23 protein-coding genes and 1 pseudogene are annotated in these 25,543 nt (G+C 63.6%); 8 read left to right on the top strand and 16 right to left on the bottom strand.

Features of this window, described 5'->3' with window-relative positions:
• Positions 1–3: 3 nt before the first annotated feature.
• Entirely contained in the window at positions 4–525 is a 522-nt protein-coding gene (locus AC0L20_RS16020; protein WP_473289594.1) for a hypothetical protein, read from the bottom strand.
• A 157-nt stretch (positions 526–682) separates the two neighbouring features.
• On the opposite strand from AC0L20_RS16020, the gene AC0L20_RS16015 reads away from it, so the two are divergent.
• Complete coding sequence (locus tag AC0L20_RS16015) at positions 683–1,246, top strand: hypothetical protein (protein ID WP_473289592.1); 564 nt, start codon at positions 683–685, stop codon at positions 1,244–1,246.
• A gap of 61 nt (positions 1,247–1,307) precedes the next feature.
• Entirely contained in the window at positions 1,308–2,033 is a 726-nt protein-coding gene (locus AC0L20_RS16010) for an AbiU2 domain-containing protein (RefSeq protein ID WP_354099439.1), read from the top strand.
• 19 nt (positions 2,034–2,052) lie between these two features.
• On the opposite strand, the gene AC0L20_RS16005 is transcribed toward AC0L20_RS16010, so the two are convergent.
• Positions 2,053–2,826, bottom strand: coding sequence for an SDR family NAD(P)-dependent oxidoreductase (locus AC0L20_RS16005; protein WP_473289589.1), 774 nt, complete (start codon positions 2,824–2,826; stop codon positions 2,053–2,055).
• Positions 2,826–3,749 (bottom strand): non-homologous end joining protein Ku, encoded by a 924-nt coding sequence (ku, locus tag AC0L20_RS16000; RefSeq protein WP_473289586.1) that lies wholly within the window; start codon positions 3,747–3,749, stop codon positions 2,826–2,828. The genes AC0L20_RS16005 and ku overlap by 1 nt, the downstream gene beginning before the upstream one ends.
• A 267-nt stretch (positions 3,750–4,016) precedes the next feature.
• Here ku and AC0L20_RS15995 point away from each other — a divergent pair, with 267 nt between their 5' ends.
• The 3 genes from AC0L20_RS15995 (at position 4,017) to AC0L20_RS15985 (ending at position 10,417) form a co-directional block, all read left to right on the top strand.
• Positions 4,017–8,270 carry a hypothetical protein gene (locus AC0L20_RS15995; protein WP_473289583.1) on the top strand — a complete coding sequence of 1,418 codons (4,254 nt, stop codon included), beginning with the start codon at positions 4,017–4,019 and terminating at the stop codon, positions 8,268–8,270.
• A gap of 173 nt (positions 8,271–8,443) precedes the next feature.
• Positions 8,444–9,340 (top strand): 3'-5' exonuclease, encoded by an 897-nt coding sequence (locus AC0L20_RS15990; RefSeq protein WP_473289581.1) that lies wholly within the window; start codon positions 8,444–8,446, stop codon positions 9,338–9,340.
• A 108-nt stretch (positions 9,341–9,448) separates the two neighbouring features.
• Entirely contained in the window at positions 9,449–10,417 is a 969-nt protein-coding gene (locus AC0L20_RS15985; RefSeq protein WP_473289983.1) for a hypothetical protein, read from the top strand.
• A 56-nt stretch (positions 10,418–10,473) separates the two neighbouring features.
• Here AC0L20_RS15985 and AC0L20_RS15980 read toward each other — a convergent pair whose 3' ends face one another.
• The 3 genes and pseudogenes from AC0L20_RS15980 to AC0L20_RS15970 form a co-directional block, all read right to left on the bottom strand.
• Complete coding sequence (locus tag AC0L20_RS15980) at positions 10,474–12,492, bottom strand: hypothetical protein (protein ID WP_473289579.1); 2,019 nt, start codon at positions 12,490–12,492, stop codon at positions 10,474–10,476.
• Positions 12,493–13,541: 1,049 nt separating this feature from the next.
• Positions 13,542–13,718 (bottom strand): annotated as a pseudogene (gene rpmD / locus AC0L20_RS15975) (50S ribosomal protein L30); the annotation flags it as partial.
• 577 nt (positions 13,719–14,295) lie between these two features.
• Positions 14,296–14,559, bottom strand: a complete 264-nt coding sequence (locus AC0L20_RS15970; RefSeq protein WP_473289576.1) for a hypothetical protein — start codon at positions 14,557–14,559, stop codon at positions 14,296–14,298.
• Between the two features lie 1,115 nt (positions 14,560–15,674).
• Between AC0L20_RS15970 and AC0L20_RS15965 the strand changes: the two genes are divergently transcribed.
• Positions 15,675–16,079, top strand: a complete 405-nt coding sequence (locus AC0L20_RS15965) for a VOC family protein (RefSeq protein WP_473289573.1) — start codon at positions 15,675–15,677, stop codon at positions 16,077–16,079.
• A 125-nt stretch (positions 16,080–16,204) separates the two neighbouring features.
• Here AC0L20_RS15965 and AC0L20_RS15960 read toward each other — a convergent pair whose 3' ends face one another.
• The 4 genes from AC0L20_RS15960 to AC0L20_RS15945 all read right to left on the bottom strand — a co-directional run bounded on the left by AC0L20_RS15960 (position 16,205) and on the right by AC0L20_RS15945 (position 18,568).
• Complete coding sequence (locus AC0L20_RS15960; protein WP_473289571.1) at positions 16,205–16,681, bottom strand: Crp/Fnr family transcriptional regulator; 477 nt, start codon at positions 16,679–16,681, stop codon at positions 16,205–16,207.
• A gap of 172 nt (positions 16,682–16,853) precedes the next feature.
• Complete coding sequence (locus tag AC0L20_RS15955; protein WP_473289569.1) at positions 16,854–17,492, bottom strand: ferric reductase-like transmembrane domain-containing protein; 639 nt, start codon at positions 17,490–17,492, stop codon at positions 16,854–16,856.
• Between the two features lie 11 nt (positions 17,493–17,503).
• Positions 17,504–17,992, bottom strand: coding sequence for a peptidase associated/transthyretin-like domain-containing protein (locus AC0L20_RS15950; RefSeq protein WP_473289567.1), 489 nt, complete (start codon positions 17,990–17,992; stop codon positions 17,504–17,506).
• A 153-nt stretch (positions 17,993–18,145) separates the two neighbouring features.
• Positions 18,146–18,568 (bottom strand): MgtC/SapB family protein, encoded by a 423-nt coding sequence (locus AC0L20_RS15945; protein WP_456767371.1) that lies wholly within the window; start codon positions 18,566–18,568, stop codon positions 18,146–18,148.
• A 230-nt stretch (positions 18,569–18,798) separates the two neighbouring features.
• Here AC0L20_RS15945 and AC0L20_RS15940 point away from each other — a divergent pair, with 230 nt between their 5' ends.
• Positions 18,799–19,794 carry an LLM class flavin-dependent oxidoreductase gene (locus AC0L20_RS15940; RefSeq protein WP_473289564.1) on the top strand — a complete coding sequence of 332 codons (996 nt, stop codon included), beginning with the start codon at positions 18,799–18,801 and terminating at the stop codon, positions 19,792–19,794.
• 133 nt (positions 19,795–19,927) lie between these two features.
• Here the strand turns inward: AC0L20_RS15940 and AC0L20_RS15935 are convergent, their stop codons facing one another.
• Genes AC0L20_RS15935 through AC0L20_RS15910 form a run of 6 tightly spaced genes read right to left on the bottom strand, consistent with a single transcriptional unit; the run spans position 19,928 to position 24,529 of the window.
• Positions 19,928–20,803, bottom strand: coding sequence for an amidohydrolase family protein (locus AC0L20_RS15935; protein ID WP_473289562.1), 876 nt, complete (start codon positions 20,801–20,803; stop codon positions 19,928–19,930).
• Positions 20,804–20,814: 11 nt separating this feature from the next.
• Entirely contained in the window at positions 20,815–21,207 is a 393-nt protein-coding gene (locus AC0L20_RS15930; RefSeq protein ID WP_473289560.1) for a RidA family protein, read from the bottom strand.
• 25 nt (positions 21,208–21,232) lie between these two features.
• Positions 21,233–22,036: a 2-oxo-hept-4-ene-1,7-dioate hydratase gene (gene hpaH, locus AC0L20_RS15925; protein WP_473289558.1), complete on the bottom strand. Its 804-nt coding sequence runs from the start codon at positions 22,034–22,036 to the stop codon at positions 21,233–21,235.
• 3 nt (positions 22,037–22,039) lie between these two features.
• The gene (locus AC0L20_RS15920) at positions 22,040–22,900 is read right to left on the bottom strand and encodes a fumarylacetoacetate hydrolase family protein (RefSeq protein WP_473289556.1); all 861 of its coding nucleotides are present in this window, start codon (positions 22,898–22,900) and stop codon (positions 22,040–22,042) included.
• 42 nt (positions 22,901–22,942) lie between these two features.
• Positions 22,943–23,560, bottom strand: coding sequence for a flavin reductase family protein (locus AC0L20_RS15915; protein ID WP_473289554.1), 618 nt, complete (start codon positions 23,558–23,560; stop codon positions 22,943–22,945).
• Between the two features lie 3 nt (positions 23,561–23,563).
• A complete protein-coding gene (locus AC0L20_RS15910) occupies positions 23,564–24,529 on the bottom strand; it encodes a Bug family tripartite tricarboxylate transporter substrate binding protein (protein ID WP_473289552.1) in 966 nt (321 codons plus the stop codon).
• 132 nt (positions 24,530–24,661) lie between these two features.
• Here AC0L20_RS15910 and AC0L20_RS15905 point away from each other — a divergent pair, with 132 nt between their 5' ends.
• Positions 24,662–25,471 (top strand): IclR family transcriptional regulator, encoded by an 810-nt coding sequence (locus AC0L20_RS15905; protein ID WP_473289550.1) that lies wholly within the window; start codon positions 24,662–24,664, stop codon positions 25,469–25,471.
• The last annotated feature ends 72 nt before the right edge of the window (positions 25,472–25,543 follow it).

Below are 25,543 nucleotides of genomic sequence, written 5' to 3'. Positions count from 1 at the left end.
AATTCAATTCGACACGATGCCCTTGGCGCCGACGATCGACCAGCCCCATTTCTTCTTCTTGTCGATCTCGGGCCGGTCGAGAGAGAACTGGAATTTCTTGCTCTTCAGGGGATCGATGCGGAGGTCGTATGTGGGATCCGGATTCAGTCCGGTATAGATCACGCCTGGCTCCTGGTAGTTGAAGTTGTCGACGCGGTACATCTCGGCGGGGTCGTCGCCGATCGTAATCGAGAACGTGATCTCGGTGACGATGAAGCCGTTCTCGTTCTTGACCTCGGCGGTGAATCCGGGCGTGTGCGTCATGCCGAACGTGCCGTAGAAGCCGCTGGAGACTTTCAGGTGCTTGATGTCCTCGTCCGTGAGCGTGACTGAGGACTTCCGGATGCAGGCGACCTTGATCGATTTGGCTGCGACGTCCGAGGTGGCTCCCTGCATGTTCTTCAGGACGCAGTCCTCGAACGCGTTGGCCTGGGCCGCGCCCGACCACCCGGCCGCCAGCAGACCCCAAAGCACGGATTTATTCACCGATCCCCTCGATTCCTGCCCCGGACCCATCCATTATAGCCGCAACTTGGGGGAGAGTAATGGGCGGATTCAGGGGAAAGTTAGTTGTGGTCGTCTGCGTCGCCGCCGGCTTGGCCGGATGCGCGTCGGAGCCGATGACGCCAGAGCAGAGGGCCTGATGCAGGCGATTCTTGACCACCTGAAAAAGGTCGTCCGGCCCGCCCTGCGCGGTTATGTGGCGGCCGACCGCGTCTTCACGGAAGCGCAGAAGGCCGGCGCCGGCGTCGAGGAGGCCAAGGCGGCCGCAATGCTGGCAGGACGGCAGGCGGCGATCGAACTCCACCACCTATCCGACTTCGTCGTAAACAATCCGGCACCGGGCGCGACCTTCCCGGATCTCGCCGGCGCACGGGCCGCGGTGCAGTCACACCTGATCTTCCTGCGCGAACCAAGGGCACCGTACGTCGACGACGTGGTCCTGCTGCGGGATGTGGCCGACGCCTTCAAGCACCACAAGCTCGATCGTAGGAACGCCACCGTCGACGGCGCCGACGCGATCGTGATGACAGGCACGGGCTGGGGAAAGCTGAGATACGGCGAAGGCAAGTGGGGCGGCGTCGAGCAGGTCATCGTCGAGCGCAAGGACGGCTCGCAACGCGCGCTGTCGTCCGTGATGCAGAACGTGTTCGACGCCTGGCTGACGGTGCTGGGCGAGCCGCTGCCACCTATAAACGACTATTGAGATGGGCCGCCGGCTGACGAGAATCCTCGCGTCGCTCGGCCTTGCATGGTGCGCTCCGAAGATGCCCGAAAAGAAGTCCTACGTCCCGCCGACGCCTCCGGACATCCAGAAGGAGATCGAGATTTTCCGGAAGGAGGAGGAGGCCGCGCAGCAAACCTTCTTCGCCTACATCGGGATCCGCGATCTTCTCTCCCAGCGCCCAGACGTCCTCGCGGCCGTTAACAGGAATTCGATGTTCTGGCTGACGACCAACCACGCGCTGTTCGTGTCGACGTTCATCTGGCTCGGCCGCATCTTCGATACGAAATCCGCGCACAACGTCGGCTTGCTGCTGAAGGCCGTCGAGCAGAACCTGCCAGAGCTCGACCGCGAGGCCCTGCGCAAGCGCAAGGAGGAATTCATCACCCCCGCGCAGGCCGCCGACTACGTAAAGGAGAAGCACGACACCGCGATCGATGACGTCCGCGAGCTGCGGAAGCAGGTCCGCGAGTGGCGTAAGATCTATGAGCCGGTCTACGGTGAGGTCCGCGACCACCTCGCGCACAACAAAGGCGCCAAGGACGAACTCGACGCGCTGCTGGCGCGCACCAACATCGACGAGATGAAGCGCATGTTCGCGTTCCTACATGGGCTCCACGAAGCCCTGATCGAACTTTACCTCAACGGCCGCAACCCGCTGCCGCTGCCGGATGTGACGTTCAATCCGCCGCCGGCCAGACCACGCCATCCCGGCGACAAGGCCTATGCCGAGGCGCAGGCGTCGCTGCTCTCGATGGTCGGCGAGTAACTAAACCCTTTTCTTGAAGCTAAGCCTGAGGAAGGGCAATGCCCGTCATCTCGCCGAGACGAGCGATCAGGTGCTCCTGGAATTCCGGATCACTGGCCTCGCCGGCCGGCTGCTCCTGCCGGAGATGATGCCAATACCGGCCGCTCACCATAACGGCGGGATCGTCGCTTACCGCCAGCCAGGCCTGGGTTCGTTGCCCGGTCTCGATGTCGACCGGTGCGCCGGGGCCGCCCATCTTCGTACGCACCCAGCCGGGATCGACGGCATTGCTCAAAACGTCCGGCCAGCGCCGCGCCAACGCAAAAGCCAGCGCCACCGCGTGAAGCTTGCTTTCGGCGTAGGCCTTCGCTGGATCCCAGGTACGCTTCGTCCAATCGAGGTCGGCGAGTGAGCCCTCGCCGCCGCGATGCAGGCCGCTGCTGAGGTAGATCAGGCGACCGGGGCGCTCGATCAGCGCCGTCAGCATGTACGGAGCCAGCGTGTTGATCGCGAGGACCCCGGCGTGCCCCTCGGGTGTCGCGCCGCGGCTTTGCTGCGCGTAGACGCCCGCGTTGTGGATGACCGCATCCATGCGGCCGATGGCGTTGACCTGATCTGCGATGCTCCTGGTTTCAGCGGCGCTGCAGAGATCACCGACGACCACTCCTGCTGCGCGTGACGCGAACTCGCCGAGGGACGCTGCGCGCTCCGCAGACCTGGCGTGCAGCACCACTCGATGGCCCTCCCCCAGAAGCGTCTCGGCGGCGGCGCGACCGAGTCCATCGGTGCTGCCGGTGATGAAGACCAGCGCCATCAGGCCGACTTCCGCTGCGGCCTGGCCGAGGGCTTCTTTGCCGCCGCTTCCTTCGGCTTTTTGCCCTCGATGGGCATCAGCATTTCCTTCTGACCACTCGATGCCCTGCGCGGCTTCTTGGCGGGCTTCTCCGCCTTCGCCGGCGCGGCTTCCTTGCCGACGGAACGGCGCAACGCCTCCATCAGATCGACGACGTTGGTCGCCGCGGGCTTTGACTTCGGCGTGATCGGCTTGCCGGCCCGCTTCTGATTGATGAGCTTGATCAGCGCGGTCTCGTAGTGGTCTTCAAACTTCTCGGGGTCGAAACGGCCGGCCTTTTGGTTCACGATGTGCTTGGCGAGGTCGAGCATGTCCTTCGTGACCTTCACGTCCTGGATCTCGTCGAAGTATTCGGCCTCGTTGCGCACCTCGTATGGGTAGCGCAGCAGCGTGCCGACCAGGCCCTTGTCCATCGGCTCGAGCGCGATGATGTGCTCCCGGTTGGTCAGCACCACCCGCCCGATCGCGACCTTGTTCATCTCGCGGATGGTCTCGCGGATCACGGCGAAGGCATCATGGCCGACCTTGCCGTCCGGCCGGATGTAATAGGGGCGGATGAGATAGCGCGGGTCGATGTCGGCCTTGTCGACGAACTCGTCGATCTCAATGGTGCGCGTGGACTCCAGCGCGACCTCCTCGAGCTCCTCCTTCGTGACTTCGATGAACTGGTCCTTCTCGAGCTGGTAGCCCTTGACGATGTCCTCGTTGGGCACCTCGTCGCCGGTGTCGGCGTCCACCTTGAGATACTTGATGCGGTGGCCGGTCTGCCGGTTGAGCTGGTTGAAGCTGATCTTCTCGCTCTCCGCGGTGGCCGGATAGAGTGCCACCGGGCAGGTCACCAAAGACAGACGCAGGAAGCCTTTCCAGTTGGCGCGGGGGGCCATGAACGCGGTACTCCGAGTGGACCTTGGCTGGATTCAAGACGAACGAAGGTTCATGGTTCCGACATGCCGCGGGCCCGAATTTGCGACATCTATGTCGACCCGACACCCGTGCGAAGGCGTCCGGCACCCTTCGAGACCGGAAAAGCGCCTGCCGTTCGCCTGAATCTTCTATTCAGCGCGACCTGATCCTAGCTATGGGAACCGGCCCACCATCATCTGGCTGACAGATGGTGAGATAGCGACAACGCGCCCCCTGGAAAGTCACAAATGTCTCACGTCACCCGCGATAAGCCGAACTTCGCCTGGCCCCGGTTCTGGGTACCTTTGGGCGGTCCGATCGACATCTCGGATTCCGGCTTTCTGAGCGATCCTGCCGGCTCCGGCGACCCGGACGCGCCGCGGACGCTCGAAGCCTTGGCAGGCTGGCGCTCGCTCGCGCTTCTGGGCGAGCCCGGCATCGGGAAGTCCACGACGCTTAAGGAGGAGTCAGACCGCATCGAGAGGTCGGCGCGGGAGGGCGTGCTTCAATCCTGCTATTTCGACCTCCGCACGTTCTCCAGCGAGGCGCTTCTGGTTCAGAGAGTGTTTGAGAACGAGAAGATGACCCGTTGGAAGCAGGACCGCTCGCACCTCGTTCTGCATCTCGACAGCCTGGACGAGGCGCTTCTGCGCATCGAAACCGTCGCAAATCTCATCGCCGCCGAGCTGCCGGGCCTTCCCGTCGACCGCCTCTCGATCCGCATCGCCTGCCGCACTGCGGTCTGGCCGGCCGAGACGCTGGGCGCGGCGTTGGAGGACCTGTGGCCGGAAGCGGCTGTCACTCTCGAGCTCGCTCCGCTGCGCCGGCAAGACATCTTCAACGCCCTGGACGCGGAAGAGATTCCGTCCGAAGGCTTCATGAGGGCGCTGTTCTCCGCCCACGCCATCCCATTCGCTATCAAGCCCCTCACGTTGAGGCTGCTGTTGGCGATCTACCGGCAGCACGGTAGTCTCCCCGAGAGCAGCAGGGAGCTATACAAGCTCGGTTGCCTCGCCCTGTGCGAGGAAAGCAACAAGAGCCGGCGCGACACCGGGCGCCGCGGCCGACTTAACGCCGCCCAGCGAATGCGTCTCGCTGGGCGGATCGCGGCGGCGACCATCCTGGGAAACCAGTTCGCCGTCTGGACCGGCATGGAAAGCCAGTGTCCGAGTGAGGACATTCCCGTGTCCGCGTTGGCGGGCAGCGAGGAGACCGGCGACTTCGCGACGTTCGCATGCACGGATGACAACGTGCGTGAAACGCTCGACACGGGTCTGTTCGGCTCGCACGGCGAACAGCGGCTGGGCTGGGCCCATCGCGGATACGGGGAGTTTCTGGCTGCGATCTATCTCCACGCCCGCGGCGTTCCGGCCGCGACGATATTGAAGGCGGTCCGGCATCCGAGCGGCGGTCTTTACCCGCAGCTGTCGAACTTCGCGGCGTGGGCCGCCTCTCTCGACACCGATGTGCGCTCCGCGCTGATCACCGAGGATCCGGTCGCACTGCTCGCGGGCGATGTCTCCGGGCTCGACGACGAAACCAAGCAGGCGATCCTCCGGTCCCTGTTCGGCGCCGTGCAGAACAAGCGGGTCACTGACTCCGTGTACAAGCATGCGGAAATCTTCAGCAAGCTACGGCACGCCGATCTGGCGGAAGATCTGCGGCCGGTCGTCGTCAACCCGCATTTCGACGTGAGCACCCGCCGCCTCGCCCTGCTGATCGCGGATCGGTGCCGCGTCACAGAGCTCAGGGCGGAGCTTCTGCAGTTGGCATTTGACGCGGCCGAGCATCCTCAGATCCGCGGGGGCGCCATCGCTGCGCTGAAGCCCTGTCTCGACGCCGACGTCGCCCGGCAGCTGCTGCCGCTCGCCCAGGGCGCCGCAGACGCGGAGGACTCGCATCACGAAATCAAGGGCGACGCGCTGCGCTTGCTTTGGCCGGACCACGTTTCGGCCGAGCAGCTGTTTCCGCTGCTGACGCCCTCCGACGACCACTTCGTCGGCGCATACGCGCACTTCCTCCGCGCCCTTCCGGAGACGTTGAAGGCGCGAGATCTCATGCCGGCTCTGCAGTGGGCCACCCTGCTCGTCGCGGCAGGCGACCAGAGAGAAAACCATCATCTGCGGTCGTTGGCCGACGAGATCATGTTCAAGGCATGGCCGATCTTCGACGCCGAAGGCCTCACGGAAGTGTTCGTCGACCACGTCGCGGCCCGACTGCGCGATCACCGCCCGCTCTTGCTGGGCCTCGACCGAAAGGCGCAGAGGGAATTCCTGCTCTCGCTGCGGGAAGATGCTCCCCGCCGCAGGACGTTTCTCCGCGCGCTCAGCGGGAGGCAGCTCCGTCCAATCGACGTGTTCCTATTCAAGAGAGCCGAATTCGTCCAGTCGGCGGATCTCGAATGGCTGCTGTCGACGGCGCCGGGAGGCGCGGAGGAAGAGCCGGGCGTTGACGTCGAAACGCTCTTCAACATGATCGATGCGGTGTTCGACGACGAGAAGACCGACCATGTCGAGGCGCTCCACGCCGCCATGCAGCGGTCGCCGTCGGTGCATACGCGCTACGGCACCCGGTTCGATGCGGTGCCGCTGGATTCGCCGATGAGGGACGATTGGCTGGCGCGGCAAGCGCAATGGCGCGCTCTGGAGGACGGCCTGCCTCCGCCGATCGAAAACGACCCGGCCGGGAGGATCAGGCTGCTCCTGGCAGAGGCGGAGTCTGGCCGATGGGAAGCATGGTGGCAGATGACCTGCTTCCTCGCCGTGACCCCGAAGAGCCGCGGGTTCGGCGACGAGACCGACTATCTCATCGTCGACACGCCAGGCTGGAACGAAGCCGACCAGGGCGTCCGCGACCGGATCGTCGCCGGCGCGCTCCCCTATCTGACATCGGCCGATACGAGGGTTGACGAATGGCTCGGACAATGGCCGATGCCGATCCTGCGGCAAGCAGTCGCCGGCGTTCGAGCGTTTCTGGTCCTCAAGGAATGGTCGCCCGAGCGGTACGCGCGAATCGAAGACGCGATTTGGCGCAAGTGGGCGCCGGTGATCGTGGGCCTGCCTCGCAGCAACGATGCAAAGGGAGGTCCGGATCTGGACGTCGTCCTCTCCGAAGCCCTCGACCGCGCGCCGGAAGAGTTCGTCGCGGCGGTCCGCACGATCATCCGTCTCGAGCGCGAGGAGGTCCGCAAGCCCGGCAACGAGAGGAGCCGCTCGTTCTTCACGATCCTCGATCACTTGCCCGGATGCTGGAGCAACGATCGTCTGCGCGACGCGATCTCGGCCGAACTTCGCGATCCGGACAACACGCCCGCAGAATACGCCGCGCTGCTCGATGCCCTCCTGGAGGCCGGTGTCGATTCCGCGCTCGATCACTCCCTTGCCCTCCTCGCCGGAGCCGACGCCACCACCCGCGAACGGGACGTGGCGGTCGTGGACGTGCTGCTCCGCCGCGCGCCGGCACGCGCATGGCCGACCATCAGAGTGCTCATGCAAGCCGACGACGAGCTCGCCCGCATGCTGGTGGTCCGGGTAGCATTGCATTTCGACTTCGGCACGCCCTTCTACAGGCACTTCGACGAACACGACGTCGCCGCCCTCTACCGTCTTGTCGCCCGCCTCTATCCGCCGACCGGAAAAGGCGAAGAACGCCGCAATGGCTTCATGAGCGCATGGGACTCGATCGCCTATCTTCGCGACGGCCTTCCTCGGCACCTCGCGACGATGGGCACGGAAACGGCCGTCAGGCTCCTGGGCGACCTGAACGCCGAGCATCCGCAGCTGACGCAGCTTGCCTACGACCTCACGCTGGCCGAGAGGGCCATGCGCCTGAAGACGTGGTCCCCGCCCACTCCCAACGAAGTTCTCGCGTTCGCCGACGACCCGTCCCTCAAGTTGGTGAACTCCGCGGCAGACCTCGGCGCGATCCTCGTCGAGGCGCTCGCGAATTACGCGGACGCGCTGCACGGCGCGCAGACGCCTGTGCGCGACCTATGGGACCGACAGGGCGGCAAGAAGAAGGAAGTCTACCGTCCCATCGACGAGAACGGTTTCACGGACGTGATCGCGCGATTTCTCCGGACCGAACTCGGGACCAAGGGTGTATTCGCGAACCGCGAGGTTGAAGTCGGTCGCGTCCCTGGAGCTCCGGTCGGGCGCCGCACCGACATCCTCGTCAACGCGGTCCGCCGCCGGCCCAACGGCAGAACGTACGACGCGCTCACAGCGGTCATCGAGACGAAGGGCTGCTGGAACGACGAACTGTTCACCGCGATCGACGAGCAGCTGTTCCGGGACTACATGGTGCGGCTTCGCTCGCAGACGGGCATCTATCTGGTCGGCTGGTTCGAGACGGACAAGTGGGACACTACCGACTACCGCCGCGGGCAGGTTCCGAAGATGTCAGTCCCGGACGTGAGAGCGGAGCTCGAAAAGCAGGCCGCTAGATTGCCCGACGGCATTATCGTCCATCCTGTCGTCATCGAATGTCGCGCGCCATCTTGAAGGTCGGGAATCCGAAAGTTGTAGTGTTTCGACCGACGTTACCCGCAGCACAACTGGATCGCGTCGGCAGGCGCGAAAAGGCCTTGAATTGTCCAAATTTCCGATACCTTGCGACCCGCGACGCCGGTATGGTGCAGCTCTGAAGGGCCACCGGAATCCTTGTTCGAGAAGCGATGTTTCAGGACACTATCAGCCTGGCCGCGATGGCCGAGACCCTCGCCCGATCGCCTGACTACCGGGTACTGCGGCGTCTAGTGCCGCGCCCCCTGTCCGCGCCCCTCGTCGGACAGGAGACTAGGACCGGCATTCTGCTTGACACCGAGACCACCGGCCTCGATCACCGCAAGGACGAGCTCATCGAACTCGGCATGGTCAAGTTCGACTACACCTCGGACGGCCGCATCGTCGGCGTGAGGGATGTCTTCTCCGCTTACAACGAGCCCAGCGGTCCCATCTCGGCCGAGGTGACGGCGCTGACCGGTATCACCGACGAGATGGTGGCGGGTCATAGAATTGATGAGGCCGAGGTGAAGGCCTTCGTCGAGGGCGCGGTGATCGCGATCGCTCACAACGCGGGCTTCGATCGAAAATTCGCCGAGCGATCCTGGTCGATCTTCGAGCGGATGGCTTGGGGCTGCAGCATGACCGAGGTCGACTGGCGAGCGCACGGCTTCTCCGGGGGTCAGCTGGGCTATCTGCTGAACGGTGCCGGGCTCTTCCACCAGGCCCACAGGGCCGTCGACGACTGCCATGCGCTGCTCGAGGTTCTGGATTTCGCGCTGCCGACGACTGGCGCGTCGGCGCTGGCGCTCCTGCTCGAGACCGCCCGTAAGCCGACGGTGCGGGTATGGGCCGAGCAGTCGCCGTTCGAACTCAAGGAATCGCTGAAGAAGCGCGGCTATCGTTGGAACGACGGTACGGACGGTCGACCCAAGTCCTGGTACATGGACGTCTGCGAGAGCGCGATCGACGACGAACTCGCATTCTTGAAGGCGGAGATCTATCTCCGCGACGTGGAGCCGAGGATTCAGATACTGACGGCTTTCACGCGGTTCTCTGCGAGGATGTGAGCGCGGCCTACTACGCCTCCATTCTATCCGCCCTCGATCTGCTCGCAGCCCGCTACTCGGGGTGATAAGCTCGCGCGACGCAATCTTGAGAAGGCCGCGCAGTTGACCGTGCTCGTCGAGGCGAAAAAGTTCACCGGCAGGTTCTCGGCGTTGAACGGAACGAACACGCTTCCCGCCACTCGCGCGGACATCATCCGATCGCTGATCACCGTCGGCTATCCGAGCCGGAAGGTGGCCGTGAGGACTGTCGGGTTCTGGCGGGAACGGATGCTGCTCGCGATGGCTACGGGCTATCTGACGCCGAACCTGCGAACGACGCGATATTTCAGAAGTCTCGAGCAGACGGAAAAGGTAGGCGTTTCCTTCCTGCTCGGGGAGGCGTTCACGCACTGGTATGCCCAGCGTCACATGAACATCGAGTACCTCGTACACGTCGCCGGCGTCCGCGGCTGCGAATGGGTTACGCCTAAAAAGACAATGAAGCCTAAGGCAGGTGCCGCGACTCCCACACCGAAATCCCGTCCCGATTTCATCGGCATCCACCGGACCGAGAGGCACGTCTTCGAAAGCAAAGGCCGTCAACGACATCCGAGCACAAGCGCTGAAGCCAAAGCCCTCGGACAGCTGTCGACCCTGACTTCGGTGAACGGCAAGAGGCCGGTGACGCGCTGCGCGACCTTCTTCATGTTGAAGGCGTCTGGAGCCGAGGGGAAAGTCATCGATCCGCCCGCGGATGGGCACCGGATCGGTGTCGAGTTCGACGAACGGGACGCGATAGCGAAGGCCTACTCGTTCTTCCTCGACAATCCCGTCGCGGAACTACCGGGCGACATCGCACCTGGATACGTGGGACGCGAAATCGAGGAGGGCGTCTTCTTCGGGCTCGACGAGAAGGTGTTCAAGGCCATCGCGGAACGCCCGACCTCGGCACCGGCGCGCAGAGCCCGGGTCAGGGAGATATTTTCGATCCTTTCCGCGCGTGAACAGCAGTACGAGACCCGAAGAGACGACGACGCATCTCCGGGGCGAGACGGCACCCTTTTCGTCGATCGACGTCCTCCGAACGAACGCGGCTAGGCCGCTCCAGCAAGTCTCTCGCCCAAGCGGCGGGCTTTGGTTGCCGGAAGGCGGTCTTACGGCACTGGCCTATTGCGACCGTAGTGATATTCCAGCAGCGGATTGCCCGAATTGGTCGTCACGCGGGAGTTTATTCGCTTGGCGAAATCCGCCAGATCGGTGACGCCGATCAGAACGGTCGAGAGTTGACCCACGCTCAGGAAGGCCGCATCCAGCAAAGACTTCCGGGCAGGTCTACCGACAGCGGACAGTTTGGCCAGCTCGTCGCCTATCTTAGACATGACGTCCTTCAATTTCGACTTTCTCGATCGCCGCAGCGTGTCCGCCAACGCCCAGAAGAACTTGTCGTCGTGCAGCGTCCCGTGGTCGAGAAGCGTCACGCTCAACCTCACGATTTCCCTATCCCGGAAATCGAGACGGCGACCGTCCTCGAAAACTATCCGGCCGTTCGTTCGCAGCAACCGTTCGTGCTGGAGGCACTGGGACTGAGCATTCAGGACGCCGGCGACGTAGACCTCCAGCGCCGCTCCGGGCGCGCCTGCCATCGTCGCCCGGGTCAATGCCTTCGCCTTGCACTCCAGGAAGACGACATGCGTTTCGCTTTCGAAGACGAGGTCGCATTCGCCGGCGTCGGGCTTGTTGACGTTGTATTTGGCGCCGGCGAACGTCGGCGGCAGACCGGCGAGGTCGAACATCGCCAGGATCACCCGTTCCGTGCCGTCACCGGCCAGGTGCTTGACTTCGGATTTGCTGAGGACCGGACGGATGGCGGTTACCGCGGCCTCGTAGAAGGCGGGGCCGGCGAGGGACGCAAGCGGGACCACGAAGGTGCCGTCGCGCCCTTCGATCAACGGCTTGAACATCAGGTCGGCCGATTGCGCAGCGAGAGGTGAGGCGTAGCCGGCATTTACCTGGCCCGTCGCGTGGACGAAGTGCGGGAGCAGCACGTCGAGCTGGGCATCCGACAAACCCGTAATCTTCAGATCGGTCCGGGTCAGCTTCGCCGGATCCGTCTTCGTCCTCGCGAGGACGGCCTCGCAGAGCTTCACGATGTCAGCTACCGTCCATCCTCGGGCTTTCGCGAGCCGGTCATCGTATGCCGCTCCGAAGAAATGCCTGAGCATGAACGGGGCGAAGAAGAGCGACCATTGTCTGAGCCCGAACAGGTGGTCGTAAAGTCCGACTTCGCGAAGTTGCGCATCGAGCCGCCTCGGCGCCAGATTGATAGTCCAGAACCGGTTCTGCGGCTCGACGTCCAACGCAGAGACAAGATCGCGCGCAAGCGATACGGCTTCCTTCCAATTGGCAGCGGGATCAGTCGCGGTGACGGGGTTATCGGGCAGCTGCGCCGCCAGTTGCACCATGAAGCCATAAGGAAACGAGGCAGGGCGCCCTGTCGCGCTGTAGTGCCGACCGAGGAGGTACTGATCGAAGTCGTAGACGCAGTCTCTCCTCATCTGGCCTGCAAGTTGATTGAAGACCGTCGTGAGACCGATGGGGCCCCATAACTCGGATATTTTCGACGTCGCCTTGGCCAACTGGCTCGGCGACATCCAAGGGCGCCCATACTTCACCGAGACCTTGTATCCCGCCGCGTGAAGCCTGCCGATCGCAGCCGCGACGGCCTCATGACGCGGATCATGCTTCAAGAAAGCGCCTACCACGACAAGCGCACGGCCGATCGTGACGACTTCCTGCCACACCGGATCATCCGGCGTCGGCACTGACGAGTTGGCCTGCAGGCAGGCGAGGATCGTTATCAGGGGCGCTGCGCGATCCAGCGGTATGGCGCCCAGCGCATGTTCGAACAGGAAAGCACCAGCGACGGCCCGTAGATCGTGTGTGTCGAAGCCCGTGCTTCGATCCGTCGCCATGAGCGGTCGAAGACGCTCGTAGAGCGCATCCCGTTGACCGCCGACCGCGGGAGAGCCGAACCGCTTGTCGACATCGGCAAGTGTGTCGAGCTTGACCGCACGTTCAGATGAGCGGAACGCGTCTCGTAACCGAGCGACCGCCTTGTCCGTAAGTTGCCAACGTTGTCGAATGCCGAGGCGGTTATTTTGCACGCGTTCCATTCCCTCGCGCCAACCGCCCCGACGATCAGCCAAGCGGTTCGGCCGGCCATGAAGATAGCACAGACGCTGCACCAAGTGCAGATCGGCCAAATTTGTTGACGTGACGCCGCGTTAGCTTCCCGATGGGCAAGTAAAACCGCGCGTCTCGCTCGTGCTGATTTGCCATCGGAAGAGCCCAATTAAAAATCGAGTTTGGAGCTCTTGCGATGGCTTCTACGAATTCCGTTCGCGTCGCTCCATACTGCGCGACGGGGTGTGCGTCAGTGCTGCGGCAGGAAGAACTTCGGACCGCGCACCGGGTAGTGAAACTGCTCCATTGCCGGTACCTCGACGTGGCGCCGAAGGAACGCGAAGTGATCTATGTTACGTGCGAGTGAGATCTTCTTCCGTCGAATGCTGTCTTTTTCCATCGGGCCGAACGGATCGTCGGCGCGATGGACACCGTCATGATAAAAGTCGGCGAAATCCTCGAGGTTCGATAGGTGCCAGGCGAATCCGGTGCCACAGAAGATCAGGCATCCTGGACCGCCTTTTTGGGCCTTCGCGGTAGCTAGGCGGCTTTCGAATTCCAGAGCGTAATCCATGAAGTGGGATCGCGAAGCGAACACGTTGCCATAGATCGCCCCGCCCATCCATTCCTTCTCGACTTGGAAGTTGACGTTCTCTGGGTGGTATCGACTGCGATCGAGAAACTTGCGCCAGGCATCGTCGGTGTCCGCCGTCCGGGGGCGGACCGTCTTGACCTCGATGTACAGATTGTCGTCGCCACGATCGACGACGAAGTCGATCCGGCGGCCGTCCGGGAGTTCGGGTTCGTAAGTGATCGGTCCCGTCACCGTCGGGTCGTCGATCAGGAGTTTGGCGACGGCAAGCTCGTTGATCCGCTCGGTCAGAGCGCGATCGTCGCCTTTAGGATCGTTGCGACAGGCCTCGACGGCCTCCTCGAACTGAGCCCATAGCGCGTCTCCGCGGATGATGCCCGCAAGGATCGGCTCCCGATAGAGGGCGCGTACGGCGTCGGCCATCTTTTCGAGTTCGGTGGCGAGGCGCACGACACGGACTAGATGCCTCACCGCCGAGATCATCCCGCGGATTTCAGGCGTGTCGGCGCGCTCGACGACCCTGCCGATGCGGTTGAGGCCCAGTCCTACCAGTGTCAGACGTTGCTTGTGGTGCCGCCGGATGGGGCTCGCTACCTGCTCGATGGCTAGGAACGTCCTGTTCATGGCGTTCGTGAATCCGTTGAAATCGAAAGGCGGCGCCGGACCGTCCAAATCCTGTCAAGGTGGCAAGCGCCGCGGATACTAATTATGGTTGATCGCGCCGGCAAATCCGGGCTGAGTCCGGAGCTACGGTCGCTTCGACGTGCCGACGATGGGGACGGGAGCGTGCTTCGTCGAGGGTTTCGCGGGGCAGAAGCGAAACCGCCAGCCAGAACGAAGGGAATCGGAATGGTCCGGACGGTCGTTATCCCCACTGCCGGCGTCAGCGACGCCATGGCCGAGTCTCCGGGCAGCGTGAAATCCGGATAGTCCGCCGGCGCCGGCGTCCGGCTTTGGGGCGTGCCTTGTTACCAGTCGAGACCGGGAAAGGTGGGTACGTCCTCACATGCCACGGAATGAACGGGGTATACGGCGCTCTCCTGGATGCCATCGTCGCCAGGTGGCCCGACGAAGCCGCCGGATGAAATTCTACCGCTCCCGAATGCCTCGCAGACCGGTCAAATTCCTCCGTGGTGACCTTACCCGGAATGTGCTAACCGTCAGCGCGAGGCGCCTCCCAAGAGTGCCACACAAAAACAGATCACCGGGCCGAAAACTTCAATAAAATCAATAATTGATAGGATTGCTGTAACAGTTCAATCCTGTCTGGCAGCACCATTCCCTGGGTCAAATCACACGTGAAGTAGCCTTCTCGCGGCATGAGATGCCCGAGTTTTGCTTTTTCCGTAGCCCTCCTCTGTGAAGAGGGCGCAGGGAAGACCGGGTGCCGGCTGGCACCCGCGGTCTGCTGCGCAAGATGTAGCGCAAAGAGACCGCACAGCAGCATACAGGTGACGCCGAACACTCGGCCTTCCCTGCGCAGTGGGTTGACGGCTTATGCCGCGCTCTCCCCGGCGACGAGTTCCTTTTTGTCACCGTCGCCTTGCGAATTGGCGATGGCCGAAGACCCGGTTGAGCCCCGATCCATCTCCGCAAGGCTTGACCGTAGCAACGACGGCCAGGACCACACGATTTTGCCGTACGCAGCGATCCGGCTTTGCCAAGAGGCTTCGCCGGACACAGGCGCCGTTCGTCCGCACGCTAGACAAGACCTCACGAGGTTCATCTCGCCCTGGTCCGCCTTCGTGCCCGACGCTGCCGCGTCCACCACCCCCCGATCCACGTTCGTTACGACGGACGATCGCCCCTCTCCCTGGACCGGGATGGCGGATTGATACTGCGATTCCGAATTTCGGTAAAGTGGAATATTTTTGCGAGGGGGGTTGACGGGATTTTGCCGGAGGCGGGTGTGTTGCCCGACGGGTCTCCCTTGGCTGCGCCTACTCCTTTCGCCATTATCGGTGGATCCAAGTCGCAATCCTGGGACAGGAATTTCTCAGCGCACTGCGAGCAACAAGAATTCGACAATCTGGAATAGACGAAATGGCGTGGGAAAAGATCGTCAAGCGAATTGGGGTGGGTTGTTGCCCAGAATGTCAAACCCCTGGCTTTGACTATCAAGAAGGTGCAGATCCTCACGACGACGAAAGAGCCGCGGTTCTATGTCCGAACTGTGGATGGAAGGGGATGCTTGGCCAAATGCGAATCATCCCGGAGCCGGGCACAAAATGGGGCGTCGCAAAAAATGAGTGACGTGAAACGAACGTCATTGATCGCCCTGCTCGCGCGATGGTGGGCTTCACGCTTTGTGGAGCCGTTCTCGGATTCGCTGCTATGCTGATCGGAACCTCGTTTCTGAGTCGCGTACAGGGAGGCATTCACAGCGATTGGACGCTCGTTGTGCTCATTGGTATCCTCGTTTGCTTTGCTCTGGGTGGAGTTGCAGGGGCCAAAGGAGCCACCCGCCTTGTCAAGTCCTGGCGCAGCTAAGGCCTTGTTCGGTGGCCAAGCATGCATGATGGGTTTCGCAAGTGCTCTATCCATCCTACGCGAGCTTAAGACCAAGAAAAGGGGAGAGGCATGCTTGGGAACGCGAAGGTGGCAACCCGGCTTCCAGCCAAAGACCTGGATCGGGCGCGAGCGTTCTATTCGGAAAAACTCGGGCTCGAGCCGGTCGAACAGCGCGACGGTGGACTCCGTTACGTCTGTGCGAATGGCGAGTTTGCGATATTCATCTCAGCCGGACTGCCATTCGGCACGCACACACAGATGGGCTGGGAAGTTGAGGATATCGAGGCAACGGTGCGCGAGCTTCGCGTGCGGGGAGTCGAGTTCGAGGAATATGACCTACCCGGCTTGAAGACCGTTGATGGGATTGCCGCGATTACCGGGAATTACCCCAGCAAGGGTGTCGGTGAGCGGGGCGCGTGGTTCCGCGACAGCGAAGGTAACTTGCTGGGAATCGGGCAGCCGATTCGATCTTGACGAGCAGCCGGGTCGCTCGTGTGCTCGACATGCGGACGGCCGCCGCCAACCATCGCGGCCTTGCGGCGGTGACGAAACATGATGGGCTTCGCAAGTGCTCCACCCACCTACGCATTATCACTTGATCACTTGTCGTCACCCATCTGATGCGCCGCAAAGCGATCGTCGCTGCGGCGCAGCCGTCGGCATAGCTCACGATTGATGTTCTGCAGGACGATCACATAGGCGTGGATGTCGGCCTTGTAGCAGGCGTAGAGCTTCTGGGCGGTCAACTCATAGAGCACCGTCGGGCTCTCCGCGACCACTGTGGCAGAACGATTTTGCATTTCGATCAGCGTCATCTCGCCGAAGAAATCGCCGGGCTCCAGAACGGAAATCGGGATGGCGTTGCCCGCATTCGCCCGCTTGCTCACCGCCAGCCGGCCGGACTTGACGATGAACAGCGAGCGTCCGGGCTCGCCCTCCGTCACGACGGTTGCTCCGGTATCAAATCGGCACTCGACCAGCATCGACATCAGGAGGTCGAGACTTTGATCCGGGATACCGCCGAAGAACGGTGTGGCGAGCAGGAACGCTTTCAGGTCGGGGACACTGACGGCCATCGCGGAAGGTTACGCCCGGTCGCTGACTGCGGCAAGCGGAGTAGCCTGCTCCGTCATTGCGAGCGTAGCGAAGCAATCCAGAATCTTTCCGCGGAGGGACTCTGGATTGCTTCGTCGCAAGTGCTCCTCGCAATGACGAGTTGAGAGCGCTTCGCCTCTTGAGCCCAGTGAGCTACTGCCGCGCGACACTTTCCCCCCGCAGCGCCCTTCGCTTTCGCCACACTTGCAGGTCAATCATGACCTTCACGGTTGCCACGAGGATCAACACGCACAGCGCCGCCTTCGAGACTGTCTCCATAGTCCCCTCGATCAGCAGGCAATGGACGACGCTGCCTGCGACGATGATGATCGCGAGCGGAATATGGACGATGCGCCAGGTGCGCAGCCGCAATCCCAAGCGCCGGCGTAGCAGCGCGAGAAGCGCGACGGTGAAGATGGCCCACATCGCGGTCACGCCGAAGGGGGAGAACGGCGTCGGTGACGTATAGGTCAGGGCGTCGATCATGTCGGGCGGGCTGGTGATCCAGAGGCCGGCGACATGGATCACGACCGCCAGAGCGAGCGCGCCGCCGATCCAGTGATGGGCGCGCCGGCCGCGATAGGCCGACAGTCCCGGCAGATATCCGCCGATCAGCAGGGGCTGAACGAGCACGAGTCCCAGCGCGATGATCCCTGCGAATCCGGCCAGGATGTAGACCGGGCCGCGCCATGCGAGCTGCTCGCTTCCGGCAGCGAGCGCGATCGGCACGCCGATGGCCAAGGCAAGGGCGACCCAGATCAGGCTCGCCCGGGCCGGTCGCCGCCCCTTCATCTCCAATGCGATCAGGCCGGCTGAAGGACGAAGTGCGCCTCGAGGCTGGTTTCCTTTGCGCTCCGCATCACCGGTCGCAGGAAAACGGTTTTGAATTCACCGCTGTCATAGGCGAGATGGCCATGCGGCTGGCCGAAGATGGGAATGATCTGCGGCATCTCGAGCCGGAACTTGCCGTCCTTGTCGGTGAGCGTGGCGCCATGACTCTGCGGCTCGTGCTCCTGGCCTTCGGTGGTGTGTGCCCAGATCTGGATGCGCTGCCCGGCCAGTGGCGCCCCGTCGCCGGCGCGGCGCACGGTGCCGCTCATCCAGAAGCCGCCCTTGCCGATCCGCTCCACGACCGCCGCGCCCTTGCGGTAATTGTTCGCCCCGCCCGACATCGTCTCGGTCGGTGCGAGGCCGTCCGCGCGGGCAGGCAGCAGCAGGCTGGAGGTTCCGGCTGCCAGGATGGAACCGCCGGCGACGAGGAGGTTGCGGCGACTGAGTACGACCGAGGTCATGTCATTCCTCCTTGCGACGGCGCGATTGGCGACCAGACGATTTTCTGCACTGAGGTTACAACAACCAGCGCGAGGTGCCCAGTGGAGGCGAGGCGCATGATCGGTCGCAATGACGGTGTTGTGAACGGGGGTGCAGGCCGCTCGCACACGCCATCAATGATCGTCTTCTTCCTTCACCAGCGTCAACAAGCGAAGCGTCAGGAACGTGAATACGGCGACCGTCACCGCGACATCGTAAGCGCCGAGCCCGACGGAGACGCCGATGGCGCCGGTCGCCCAGAGGCTCGCGGCAGTCGCGGTGCCCTGCACCGAAGTCCCCTGCTTGAGAATAGCGCCACCGCCGATGAAGCCGATGCCGGTGATAAGGCCCTCGATCACTTTTGCCATGCCGTCAGGCGAATGCACGAGCAGGCTTTCGCTGGCCTGCACGAAGCCGCAGCTTGCCATTGCGACCAGCGGAAAGGTGCGCAAGCCCGCGCTTCGCGCCCGCTTCTCGCGGTCCCAACCAATGGGAACGGCGAGCGCGAAGGCCGCAGCCAGCGCAACGACATGAACGCCGATGTTGAATCTGTCCAAAGAAAGGCCCCGAAACGAAAATCGTCGCCATCGATCAAGCCGGCCGGCAACGCCGCAATGCGGCCCGCGGTTTCAGTGCAGGCGCATTTGCCGCATGCGTCAGCAGCAAGGACTTCGCCTCCGCGTAAGGGAGGCGGCGCAGCATCATGATCGTTTCGGCTGGTATTCCTGCGGCCGGCCCCTACATGTCGAGTTCACTTTCCCATCGCACGCTCCATCCGGACCCGCCCATGATCCCCTTCTCCGTGCTCGACCTCGCGCCCATCCGCCAAGGCGGCGATGCGTCGCAGGCGTTCCGCAATTCGCTCGATCTGGCCCGGCACGCCGAAGGCTGGGGCTACAAGCGGTTCTGGCTGGCCGAGCATCACAACATGACGGGTATCGCGAGCGCGGCGACGTCGGTGGTGATCGGGCATGTCGCGGGCGGCACCAAAACCATCCGGGTCGGATCCGGCGGGATCATGCTGCCGAACCATTCGCCGCTCGTCATCGCCGAGCAGTTCGGCACGCTGGCCTCGCTCTATCCCGGGCGGATCGATCTTGGGCTCGGCCGCGCGCCCGGCACCGACCAGTTCACCGCACGGGCCCTGCGGCGCGACCTCGCCACCAGTTCCGAAAATTTTCCGCAGGACGTGCTGGAGCTGCAGGCGCTGCTCGGCGATGTGCAGCCGAACCAGACCATCCGCGCCGTGCCGGGCATGGGGACGAAGGTGCCGCTGTGGATCCTGGGCTCCAGCACCTTTGGCGCGCAGCTCGCGGGCATGCTCGGTTTGCCGTTCGCGTTCGCCTCGCATTTCGCGCCGCAAATGATGATGCCGGCACTGCGGGAGTATCGGGCGCGGTTCGAACCCTCGGCACAGCTCGACAAGCCCTATGCGATGGTCGGCGTCAACGTGTTTGCCGCCGATAGCGACGCGGACGCGCAGCGCATGTTCTCCTCGCTGCAGCAGCAGTTCATCAATCTGCGCCGCGGCACGCCCGGCCCGCTGCCGCCGCCCGTCGACGACATGGACGCGCTGTGGTCGCCGGCCGAGAAGGCGATGGTCGGGCAGTCGCTATCCTGCTCGGCGGTCGGCTCGCCTGCCGTGGTGGAAGAGAAGCTGAAAGCGCTGATCGCGGAGACTGGCGCGGACGAACTGATGACGACGGGGCAGATCTACGACCACGCCGCGCGGCTGCGCTCGTTCGAGATCGCGGCTGGGGTAAGGGATCGGCTGGCGGGGTGAGCGCAGAGTCTGCCGCGGCCGACTTGGCGATGGCGCGTTCGTCATTGCGAGCGCAGCGAAGCAATCCAGAGTGCTTCTGCGGAAGCAAGTCTGGATTGCTTCGTCGCTCCGCTCCTCGCAATGACGGGTCGCCCTAATCCGGAAAGCCGAACAGCTTCGCCGGATTGTGTACCAAAATCTTCTCCAGCTCCGTCTGATCGGCTGCGTAGCGGTACATCAACTCCAGCAGATCGGCGTCGTTGGGCGGCTGCTTCACCGAAACCGGATGCGGCCAGTCGCTGGCCCAGACGCAGCGGTCGACGGCGGCCTCGATATAGGCGCGCGCGATCGGGATGACGTCGTCGTAAGGAGCACCGAGCTTCGAGGTCTTCTCTCCGAGCGACAGCATCACCCAGAAATTGCCCTTGGCGAGCAGCTTGAGCATCTTGCGCAGGTTCGGATCGTTCCTGCCGGCTTCCGGATCGGGCCGCGCCATGTGGTCGATCAGCACGGGCACGTCGAGATTCTCGTATTTGGCGACGCTCGAGACGATGCCGTCCTTCTCCGGCTGGATCTTGACGTACCAGCCGAGCTCGCGGATGCGGGCGATGGCGCGGGCAAAATCGGCATCCGACAGCACGGCGCCAAGCTCCTGGCGGAAGCTGAAGCGCGCGCCGCGGACACCTGCATCATGCAGCTTGGCGAGATAGGAATCGTTCGCCTCGGCGAACACCAGCGCGTTGGCGCAGCCGCGATAGTTCGGGCCCATGGCGGCGAGACCGTCGAGCACGACGGCATGATCGGCGCCATAGGTGGTGGTCTGCACGATGATGCCGCGCTCGATGCCGAGCGTCTTGTGCACGCGCAGCGCCGCTTCCCAGGTCGCGGTCGGCATCCGATAGGCAGCACCAGGGCGCTCCGGATATTTGTCGATGGGACCGAGCACGTGAAACTGGCTGTCGACGGTTTTGGGCGGCGGCGCCTTGACCGGGCGGCGCGGATTCGGGTCGAACGGCAGATAAGCGGGCATGCGCGAACTCCTCAGTCGATCATTGCGGTGAAGTCGCACTGCACCAGTGCGCCACCATCCATGTTGTCCATCGGCAGCGCGTGGCGCGCCGGGCGCGAATGCTCGTCCGGAAACATTTTGAGCCACTCGACATTCACGGGCCCGCGATTGCCGCGGTCCTTCAGCCACACCGTCATCTTGATGATGTCGTCGGTGGTGCCGCCGGCGGCCTCAACCGTCGCCTTCATATGCGCGAACATGTTAGCGCATTGCGCGTCGAGACTCTCGGGCATCGCGCCAGCCGCATCGCGGCCGAGGATGACGCCCGACATCACGAGATTGCCGATGCGGCAGGCGTTCGGAATCGGGTTGGCGTGCTTGAAGCTGCCGATATGGATGCTCTTACGCCGCGTGTGACCGGTCATGATGCGCTCCCTCTTGCTTATTGGTTCAGACGAACTGGCACGACACCGAGCCGAACGCGCCGTAGTCGGCATGAAACGTGTCGCCGCGGCGGATGTCGACCGGCCGCGTGAACGATCCCGCCAGTACCACCTCGCCGGCGGCGAGATGCTCGTCATGCGGCGCAAGGCGGTTGGCGAGCCAGGCGATGCCGTTGGCGGGATGATTGAGCACGCCGGCGGCGAGCCCGGTTTCCTCGACCTCGCCGTTGCGGAACAGCAGCGCGCCGATCCAGCGCATGTCCGCGTCCATCGGACGGAACGGCCGGCCGCCGAGCACCAGCGCGGCGTTCGCCGCGTTGTCCGAGATCGTGTCCATGACCTTTCGCGCCTTGCCCGTTTCGGGATCGACGCGGTGCATGCGCGTCTCCAGGATCTCCAGCGCCGGGGTGACGTAGTCGGTGGCGTTGAGCACGTCGAAGATGGTGCAATCGGGCCCGCGTAGCGGCGCCTTCAGCACGAAAGCGAGCTCGACCTCGATTCGCGGCGCGTGAAAGCGGTCGAACGGAATCGGCGTGGCATCGGCATAGAACATGTCGGCGAACAGCACGCCGTAGTCAGGTTCGGAAATGCCGACCGCGTTCTGCATCGCCTTCGAGGTCAGGCCGATCTTGTGGCCCTTGATGACCCGGCCGCGACTGATCTGAAGTTTGGTCCAGGCGCGCTGAACGGCGTAGGCATCCTCGATGCTGAAATCGGGATAGTCTTTGGTGAACATCGTGATCAGCGTCTTGGTGCGCTCGGCCTCGTCGAGGCGCGCGGCAAGGCGTTCAATCGTGGGAGTATCCAACATGGCTTAACTCTCCACGGCCACGGTATTGCGCAGCACGCCGATGCGGCTGGATTCGACCTCGACCACGTCGCCAACTTTGAGCCAGCGCGGCGGGTCGAAGCGGGCGCCCGCCCCTGTCGGCGTGCCCGTGACGATCATGTCGCCGGGCTTGAGAGTGGCGAAGGTGGAGAGATAGGAAATCAGAAAGTCGAACGGGAACATCAGCCGTTCGGTGGTGTCCTGCTGCCGCACTTCGCCGTTGACGCGCGTGACGATGTCATGGGGGCCGCGCGGGTCGAGCTCATCCGACGTGACGATCCAGGGACCGATGCTGCCGGAGCGATCGAAATTCTTGCCCTGCGTGACATTGAACTTGCCGTGGCGCAGCCAGTCGCGGATCGTGCCCTCGTTGCACAAGGTCATGCCGAAGATGTGCGCCCAGGCCTTTTCGCGCGGGATGTGGCGGCCACCCTGGCCGATCACGATGACGAGCTCGCCTTCGTAATCGAGCTGCTCGGAGACGTGAGGCTTCTCCAGCGGCTGACCGGAGCCCGTCATCGAGGACATGCTGCGCACGAACAGGCTGGGATATTTGGGCAGGTCGGAGCTGTCTTTATACTCCGCATTGCGCTCGGCGTAATTGACGCCGATGCACCAGAGCTTTTCGGGCGCCAGCACCGGCGGAAGCAGCACGAGCTCGTCGAGCGTATGATCCGGCTTTTGTCCGGCGACGGCTTCTTGCGCGTCGGCCAGCGCATTGGCCGCGATCAGCGCCCTCACATCGGAGAAGTCGCGGCCGATCCGCCGGGTCAGATCGACGACACCGCCTTCGATGGCGGCACCGTAGCGCGGCTCTCCGTCCACGAGATAACTTAGGAGTCGCATGGTCGTTCTCCAATGGTCTTGAGGCGCGCGCGGGCAGCGCGTTCAGTCTTTCGATTTGGGAGTCTGGAACACGCCGCGCAGCGTCACGATCTCGCCGAGCCGGGCATAGCGCGGCCCGCCGATGCGCGCGATCGGATCGAGCGCCGCAGTCTCGACCTTGCCGTCGTTCACGAGGCCGTCGCGCAGGTGGAACATCACGACCTCGCCCACGATGAGACGGCTGCGGGCGTCGCCGAATTCGAGGCACTGCCGGAAGCGGCATTCCATCGCGACGGGTGCAATGCCAAGACGCGGCACCTTGATGCGCTCGCTCGGGATCGTCTCAAGGCCAAGCTCCGCGACCTCGCTGATCTCGGGCGGATGCTCGACCGATGAGTCGTGCACGGCCTGCATCAGCGGGGTATCGGCGATGTGGATGACGTATTCCTCGGTGTCGAGAATGTTGTGCGCAGTGTCCTTGTAGTCCGCGCCCTTGCGGCCGACGCTGATGGCCAGCATCGGCGGCTTCTGCGAGACGAAGGTGAAGGCGCTGAACGGCGCGAGGTTGAGCACGCCCGCGCGCGACAGGCTCGTCACCCAGGCGATCGGGCGCGGCACCACGATGCCTGTCATCAGCCGGTAGATGCGCTCGGCGCCGAGATCGGTGGGGTCGATCCGCATCGATCAATCCGCCTTGATGTTGGCCTTGCGCACGATCGGAATCCATTTGGCGTCCTCGCGCTCGAGATAGGCCTTGAATTCGTCGGGCGTCATCGCGACGGCTTCGCCGCCGAGCTTCTCGAACTTGTCGACCACGGCGGGATCCTTCAGGATCGCGGTCAGCGCCTCGTGCAGCTTGTCGATCACGGGCGCCGGCGTGCCTGCCGGTGCGAACAGGCCGGTGAAGGTCTGGCCGTCGAAATCCTTGTAGCCGAGCTCGGCGAAGGTCGGGACATCGGGCAGCGACTTCAGGCGGTGCGGGCTGGTGACCGCCAGTGCCCGGAACAGGCCGGCCTTGATGTGCTGCAGGCTGACCGTGAGCTGGTCGAACGCGAACTGCACCTGGCCGCCCAAGAGATCGTTGACCGCGGGCGCATTGCCGCGATAGTGCGCGGTGACCCATTGCAGATCGAGGCTGGACTGCATCAGCTCGCTGAGCAGATGGTTGGTGGTGCCGGGACCGGGCGAGGCCATCGTCAGCTTGCCGGGCTCGCGCTTGGCAAGATCGATGAATTCTTTGAAATTCGTCGCCTGCACCGACGGATGCACCTCGAGCACCAGCGGCGTCATCGAGATCGTCGTGATCGGCAGGAAGTCCTTCTTCCAGCTATAGACGTCGCGCTTGTTGATCTCGGTCGCGAACAGCACCGGGCCGTTGGCGCCGACGAACAGCGTGTAGCCGTCGGGCGCCGATTTCGCGAAGGCCTCGCCCGCGATCATGCCGCCGGCCCCCGCCTTGTTCTCGATGATGAAGGGCTGGCCGAGCTTTTCCTGGAGCTTGTCCGCGATGATGCGCGCGGCGCTGTCGACATTGCCGCCGGCCGGATAGGGCACGATCAGCTTGACGTTGCGCGACGGCCATTGCTGGCCCGACGCCGGTCCCGTCAACATCGCCACTGCGGCAGCTATGGAAATCCAGATTAATCTCATGTTAACCTCCCGGCGGCGCTTCCAATTTTACGTCGATTTGCCCGAACGTCGTACACGGCATCTCGATTCGGAGCGCAATCTCCAGATGCGCGCTTTACCTGTCGAGTGAATTGTGGCGTTCTTGTCCATATTATGGACAAGACCTATTCGGCGAAATCCGCCCGCCGCATGACCGAACCGCGACAGGGCGCGCAGGCGATCCGGCGCGCGCTCGCGGTGCTGCGCATTCTGGCCGCGGGCCGCGAAGACGGCGTGCCGCTGACCGAGGTGGTGCGGGCGACCGGCCTCACCCGCCCGACCGTGCACCGCATCGTCCACGTGCTGATCGAGGAAGGCATCGTCGAACGGCATGACAGGACCGGCCGCTACGCGATCGGCAACCAGGTGCCCGAGCTCGCGCTCGCTCGGGCCCGGCCGTCGCGGCTGCTGATCGCCGCCAATCCGTCGCTGCAACGCGCCTCCACCGAGATCGGCGACACGCTGTTCCTGACGGTGCGGACCGGCAACGACACGCTGTGCGTCGATCGCAGGATCGGAATCTATCCGATCCAGGTGCTGTCGATCGAGGTCGGCGCGCGCCGACCGCTCGGCGTCTCCAGCGCAGGCGTCGCCATCCTCGCCGCGATGCCGGCCCAGGACGCCCGGAAAATCGTCGCTGCCAACGAGAAGAGACTGGAGGCCTACCGGACCGACGCTGCGACGGTGCTGGGCCAGGTCACCGCCGCGAGACGGTTGGGGTATGGCATGAGGGAAATTGGTCTGGTGCAGGGCACGAAATCGATCTCGACCTGGATCAAGACCCCGGACGGCCGCCCTGCCGCTGCGATGACCGTCTCCGCCGTTCGGACGAGGCTCGGCCCGCGTCGCGAACAGGAGGTGGCGGAGATTTTGCTCCGGGAGGCGCGGATCATCGAGCAGGCGATCCGGGGGAATACTGGATAGCGCTGACGGTGCCGCTTCACCTCTCCCCGCTTGCGGGGAGAGGTCGGATCGCTCTTGCGATCCGGGTGAGGG

It is taken from the genome of Bradyrhizobium sp. Kon58, assembly GCF_055807455.1.
The sequence above is the reverse complement of the archived record's forward strand: the minus strand, read 5'-3'. Positions and strand labels throughout refer to the sequence as shown.